The organism is Streptomyces sp. P17 (assembly GCF_032436805.1).
In the GTDB taxonomy this organism is placed as follows: domain Bacteria; phylum Actinomycetota; class Actinomycetes; order Streptomycetales; family Streptomycetaceae; genus Streptomyces.
In genome coordinates this window covers 45,076-51,363 of sequence record NZ_JAVRBF010000059.1, presented here as the reverse complement: position 1 = coordinate 51,363, position 6,288 = coordinate 45,076, and the positions used below count along the sequence as shown (strand labels likewise).

Sequence of the window (6,288 nt, the reverse complement as noted above, 5' to 3'; positions counted from 1 at the left end):
TCAAGTAGACATGGACGAGGTCAGGACCTGGGGAATTACGTGACGCCGGGCCCGGGGAATTACGTGACCGTTCACACTGGGGAAGTGTGTTGCGCCTGTGGGTGAGTTTGTCGGTGGCTCCACGGTGGTCTTTCAGCAGTTGCGGTAGGGCTTCGAAGGCCTGGGCCCGCTTGAGTTCAGCCTCTGTGAGAGTGATGCGACGTGCGAGATGCTCAAGGAGGTTCTCCGCTTTCTGCTGGCTGAGCAGGGCCTCGTCGTGACGGGCGCGCAGGTGAGCGCACAAGGCAGCCCGCCCGACGGTCGGGTTGGGGAAGGATCCGACGATGTGGAGGCCGAGGGCATCGACGCTGGAGTGCGGAGGCTGTTCGGTCCATTGGGTCTGGTCGGCGAGGACGTGCAGGAAGTGGCGTGCCGGTTCTGGTGCCGAGCGGATGCCGGCTGGCCACGTGGTCTCGTGGCCGGTGTGTGAGGTGGCAGTCGCGGTCCAGCTGGGGTCCTCGGTGATGAGGATTGCGCCGGGCAGCGCGGTCAGTGCTTTGAGAGCGGCGGGCAGATCGGCATCTGCCACGCAGACGGCATCGCGCCACGGGTGAAGGGCGGCTTCCCACTTGTCTCGGGTCTGGTCGTCGAGATCGATCTGGTCGAGCAGGCCTACGCCGGTGATGTCCTCCTCTGCGGCCAGCGCGCGCAGGACCTCCCCGACGAGTCCTGCTTGTCCCTGCTCGGCTTTGCGGAGTTGGTCGGCGTAATGGCGGGCGTCACGTCGGGCGATGCCGCGGTTGATCTCTGCTTCTGCCGTCTGCTGGGTGAGTAGCGTCAGCTGTTCCTGTAGCGCGGCCGCAGTTTCGCCGGCGTGGGTGGCGCTGAGGGTCCGAGCCTCGTCTAGCGTCTTGTGCGCCTTGGCGAGTGCTTCTGCGAGGTGGCGTTCCTCGGTCTGAGCGTTGGTCAAGTCGGTGAGGCATTGGTCTTTGTTCTGTTCGGCTGTTTTGCAGGTGCGGTCGAGTTCTGTGAGGTTGGAGGCGGCGGTCTTCTGGGCTTCCAGGTGTTCAAGAAGATCGGTCGTCGTCTTGTGGGTGGCCGCAGTCTTGGGCAGGAGGATCTCGGCGCTGCGCAGGCGTGCGGTCTCGTCCAGCAGGGTGCGGGCCAGGGCGGCGTGGCGGTCGGCTTCGGCGCTGCCGATCTTGCGGCGGAGTTCGTCTCGGGCCTCTGCCTCGCGGAGCATGGTGTCTTCCCTGGCGAGTGCTTCGTCGTGTCGTTGAAGGGACTTGGCGTATTTGGCTCGCTTGTCCTCCAGTGCCTTGCGTTGTCCTTTGTCGTGTTCGAGCAGGCTGGCGCGGCCGGACAGGGTGATCAGGGCATCACCGATGTGGTCGGGTGAGTAGGTGCCGGCTTCAAGCTTGAGTAGGGAGGGCCGTGAGCGCACCTGCCCGCGGGACGCCACGTAGGCCAATACCTTGGGCGATCGGCCGTAGAGCTGGTTGGCGTATTCGCCGGAGCCCAGTGCCTCGACACCGAGTTGCTGGTAGAACGCCGGTGCTGCCCGGTGACGCTCGTCGTCTGTACCGTCGGTGAGCAGGTGGACACCGGGGTGGTGGCGTACTTGGACGTGGGGTGAGTCGTTGCTGATCTGCAGCCAGACGCTGTGCGGGCGACTGCCATCGGATTCTGCGAAGACGCCAGCGATATAGCCGCGGTCCGCTGCGTCGACCAGTTGGGTGGAGGCGCCGGCGATCACGGGTTCGAAGAGCAGGTTGACGGTATTGGCTGTGCCGTTGCTGGTGATCTGCCATTCGGGGTCGCCCAGGAGCAGCGCCACGGCGGCGAGGAAGCTGGTCTTGCCTGATTCGTTGGAGTCCTTGGGGCCTCGACCGGTCACGGCGATGAAGGTGCCCGGAATCAGTGCAACCGGGTCGCTGGTGAGCCGGGCGATGGCGAAGGTCTGGACGGCGACCAGTTTCCGGCTGCCGATGATGCCGGTGGACAGATGACTGTCGAGGCCGGTTGGGGTGGTCACGGGTGCTCCTGGGACGGGACGGCGGGGCGGGCGGCTTGGCGACGCCGCGCGATGGCGCTGGCGAGGTGGCCATCGGGCCGGCCGGCGAGGATGAGGTCCTCCCACAAGGCGGCGACGCTGGTTTCACTCAGCCGTTGCAGGCACGGGCCGGGGACGTAGTTTCCCTGGCCTGCGGTATCGACCATCCCTGCCGCGGTCAGGGTGCGCAGGGCCTCGCGGATCGTGGTTTTGGTCAGGGCCCGGTTGCGGGCGAGTTCTCGCAGGGTGACGGAATGCTGAGTGGCGTTCCATTGCGGGTGCGTGTGGCGTCCTTGGGCTCGCGGCAGAGCCACGGTGTGCAGGAGGACCAGGGCGAGGACGGTTCGCTCGGCGGGGCTGAGCGTGCCGATCCCGGCTGTGGCGAGTGCTGCGGCGACCAGGTCTGGGTATCCGGTGGTCCAGGTGCCCTGGGGTGTGCGGATGAGTGTGCGGCCAATGTCGGCCAAGGCGGTCTGGACATGGGCGCGGACGTCGGGGTCGGTGAGGGCCGGCAGGTTGCGTGGGGGCAGTGGGCCGCACGCGTTCTCTAGGGCGGTGACGATGCTGTGGGTGATGTGCTCGCTGCTGTGTTGAGCAGTCGCGTCCGGCGGGGTGAGCTCGTGCGGCGAGGTAGCGGTGTCCGGATCGTCAGCGTGCGCCTCTGCGGAAGGGGGTGAAGGGTGCACAGTGTGCTGCTGGTAGGGGTCAGGCAGCCGGTGGTGGCCTCGGCGGAGCGCGGCGATTGTGGGACTGGGCAGTGTGGCCACGGCGGGCCCCAGATGCAGTGACGGGCCGACCGCCACGATGAGACCGTGCCCGGGCAGTACGCGCTCCAGAGCGGTGGAGACGCTCTTGCGATCCGCGCCCAGGTGCACGCCGGCGTTCTCGATCAGCTGGGCGGAAAAGGGCTGCCCGGGGTAGTGCGGCAGAGTGGGATCGGGCCATGCGGCCTTCAGGCACAGGGCCCAGACCAGGGTCGGAATCCGGGGCAGCGTGGCGGGAGCTTGCTCTCCCAGTTGCTCGATGTCCGGGGCGCTGCCCGCGGGCCATCCCAGGCGCAGCGTCATCCTGGTCTCCCCTGCGGCCCGGAGCTGTAGCACGGTCCGGCCCGCTCGTTGGGCGGCATCAGCGGTTTCCTCGAGCAGGTCTGCATTTCGGGGGGTGACGACTGAGCCGGCAGCGCGGATGGCTGCCAGCAGGAGTGCGGAGGGAGTTGGTGGGGCGCTGTCACCGGTCACGGTTGTGGCCTCCGTTGTCGGTTCCGGCGTGGAGGATGATGTCGTGGAGGTAGGTGACCTTGGCGGTGGGATCGACGCGTACCGGCACAGCGATCTCGATGTGGCAGTCGACGAGGGGATCTGCATCGGCGGCCAGGAGTTCGACCAACAGTCGCCCGGCTCCGGGCCAGCCTCGTGCTTCGAGAACGTCGGCAAGGGCTGCATGGTGCTGCCCACCAAGGAGGTCCTCCAGGAGGATTTCCTGGCGGAGGATCTCGTGCTGGGTCGCGTCGTCCAGGGCGGCGAAGGGATCGGCGGCGTCATCGGGTGCTGGCTGGGGCGGGGCCGGACGCGGACGCGGCGGCCGCCGCGGGGTGTACGCGGCTGCGGTGTCGAGCACGTGCTGGCCGTCGATCAGCACGTGGGGCGTGTCGGCGACGAGGAACTCGCCGAAGTGTCCCAGACGTTCGACGCCGGCGGTCTTGGCGAGCTGGAGGTACTCGGCGGGGGTGAGGACGTCCAGGTTCAGACTTCCGCCGCCGTGCTCCAGGATCTTCTCGATGGCCGCGAGGAGTTGCTCGCGGTAGAACTGTGCGGCCTCGATCAACGCGGTGGCCGCGTCCTCCAGGACGAGGTCTCCGGAGAATGCCCGGGTAACCAGATCGTTCAGGGCCTTCACTTGGCGGCTGAAGTCGGTGTGGTCGTGCTGGCGTTGGGCGTTGATGAGTTCTGCGGGCGTGGCCATGATGACCTGCCGCTGCAGGTCAAGTGCGAAGACCGTCAGTCCGTGCCGGCATGTGCGCAGTGCCTGTAGGACCGGGGTGGGATCTGGGTCGTCCCTTTCCAGCAGCTCGCGTGTACGGTCCAGCAGGCCGATCAGTTCGTCGACTCCCCCGTGCAGGGCGAGGCGTTCGGCTGCGATGGCGCCGGCAAGGCCCGCGGGGCGCATCACATAGCGGTCCTGGTGCTTCTTGAGTACGTAGGGCTCCAGGAAACTCATGTCGATCATCAGCGACAGGCGCGACTCCAGGACGGCTGAGGGCCAGCCCCTCCCGCTGGGTCCCAGGTACTCCCGCATCTGGTTTCGGGTGAGTCCGCTGGAGGCGGCGTGTTCGGCGAACACTGCGACGATGTCTGCGGCCAGGCGGACCAGTTCCGGGTCCTTCACCAGTGCCTCGCGGTGGGCTGCCAGCGGGGCGAAGAAGGCACGCCAGTTCATCAGCCGTTGGCCGGGCGCGAGGAGAACCTGATTGTGCTCGTCCAAGGGCAGCTGGCCGCTGGTCACCGTGTGTGCTCCTGGCTCGGGTGAGTGGGCTCAGGTATGGGCAGGTGGAGAAAGGGCTCAAGCAGCTCGGGCAGACGGGGGAGCACGGAGGTGTAGAGCGTCTCTTGCTCTCGGGACTCCCCACTCTCGGTGACGGCGAGGGCCAGCTGGCGCAGGGGGCCCGTCACGCGCTGTGCCAGGTCCGCGGCGTGTTCAGCGTCAAGTGCCTTCTCTTGCTCAGGATTCTTACGCCGGCGGTAAGGGCCTTGACGCCATAGGTCCACGTCCATTCCGACGGCGTGCACCGGTGCGCCCAGCCGACGGGACAGATCATGAATGATGCCGATGCCGTCAGCGTCCAGATCACACCACGCGACGATCGGCCTGGGCTGCAGCCACTGAAGAAACATGACGAGCTGATCGCGTGCGTAGCCGGCGCCCCAGACGCACAGCCACTGCGAGGTCAGCTCCGGCAGTCTGCGGCACACTACTCCGAAGGTGTCGGAGTTCTCGATCACCAGTACACCGCGGGCGCTGCAGTGGGCCTGGCCGATCACTCTGATGCCTTGAGAGGGCAGCCCGACCCAGGGCTGGGCGACCGCGGCGTCCGCGGCGACCTCGCCGATGCGCCACGACAGCGGGCCCTTCACCCGCAGATCAGTGTCTTCTTCACGGACCGCGTCCTCAAAGTCCATGCCGATGAGGTTGGCAAACCCGACCTGCTGCTGTGCCGTCCACGTCTTGGATCCCCCCAACGCGTGCGCGGCAAGCTGTTTCAAGGTCACTTCCTTCTCGCCCTGACCACGCAGCTCCCACCACTGGGCGGCGGCCCTGACCGCAGCCTCGAATACCGACCACGCGGCTGTGCGGACGAGGCTTCCGGCGGGAACGACCAAGCCCGCGTCTTCGGGGACTGCGGCGAGCAGTTGCCGCTCCTGAGCGAGCTGCTCCACCGGCTCCATCACCTGCAGAAGATCCCGGCGGGCACGGCGCGGATCACGGGCGCCGCGCAGTTCCGCCAGGCGATCTTCTGCCTGTTCCTGCCAGGCCTGAGTCAGCCTCCAGCGCACGGGGCGGCCCAGTTGCAGCAGTTCGTCCACTTCACAGCGCAACACCACTGCCCCGCAGCGGACCAAGTCGGCCGCCACCTCGTAGGCCTGCATGTCGAAGCGCTTGATGACGGATGCCCATTCGCGTCGCCCGGAGTCCAGCACCCACACCAGGTGCGATGGCGAGAGCCCTTCGGGCGGTCCGTACAGGAGCACTTCGTCGGCCGGAACCAAGTCCACCTGCGTGACGTTCAGCTTCCGTCGGCGGTTACGTGGCAGCCTGTCCTGCCCATCTCGCCGAGTCGGAACTGTGACGGCGCGCAGTCCTTGCGGTACTCCCTCTACCTCGACGGGCACACGCCCGAACGACTCGCCGAAGAGCAGCCCGATCCCGGTACGCGCAGCGACTCCCACAGGTCCCCCTCTCCCCCGGCCGCCGCCTTCGCCGGCGGCCCTGTGCGCTAGGCCTCCCGGCGTCATGCGGCGGTTGGTGGCCATCAGCGGCTCCGTTGCCCGACGAGGCTATCGGTGCGTCGAATACCGGACAGACCACATGAGTTGAGGCGTACATCACTTCTCGGGAATGTCGCATCGGGCCCTGTGCGTCTGAATGCGACAACACACGCCACGCGGGCCACACGGGTGGCGACGAAGGGCGGGCCGACCGTGACTGGCGACGCAGGCGCAGGTTGCCCGCTCCGGCTGATGCCCTCACCACGGAGCCCG

General features: G+C 67.4%; 3 protein-coding genes and 1 pseudogene. All 4 read right to left on the bottom strand.

The features are described 5' to 3' along the window. Positions 1-2,014, bottom strand: a pseudogene (locus tag RMT89_RS31480) (hypothetical protein); the annotation flags it as partial. After that, entirely contained in the window at positions 2,011-3,099 is a 1,089-nt protein-coding gene (locus RMT89_RS31475; RefSeq protein ID WP_315887135.1) for a hypothetical protein, read from the bottom strand. The gene RMT89_RS31475 and the pseudogene RMT89_RS31480, both read right to left, overlap by 4 nt. 160 nt (positions 3,100-3,259) lie before the next feature. Beyond that, entirely contained in the window at positions 3,260-4,534 is a 1,275-nt protein-coding gene (locus RMT89_RS31470) for a hypothetical protein (protein ID WP_315887134.1), read from the bottom strand. Then, entirely contained in the window at positions 4,531-5,802 is a 1,272-nt protein-coding gene (locus RMT89_RS31465; RefSeq protein ID WP_315887133.1) for a Wadjet anti-phage system protein JetD domain-containing protein, read from the bottom strand. The genes RMT89_RS31470 and RMT89_RS31465 overlap by 4 nt, the downstream gene beginning before the upstream one ends. Positions 5,803-6,288: the final 486 nt, after the last annotated feature.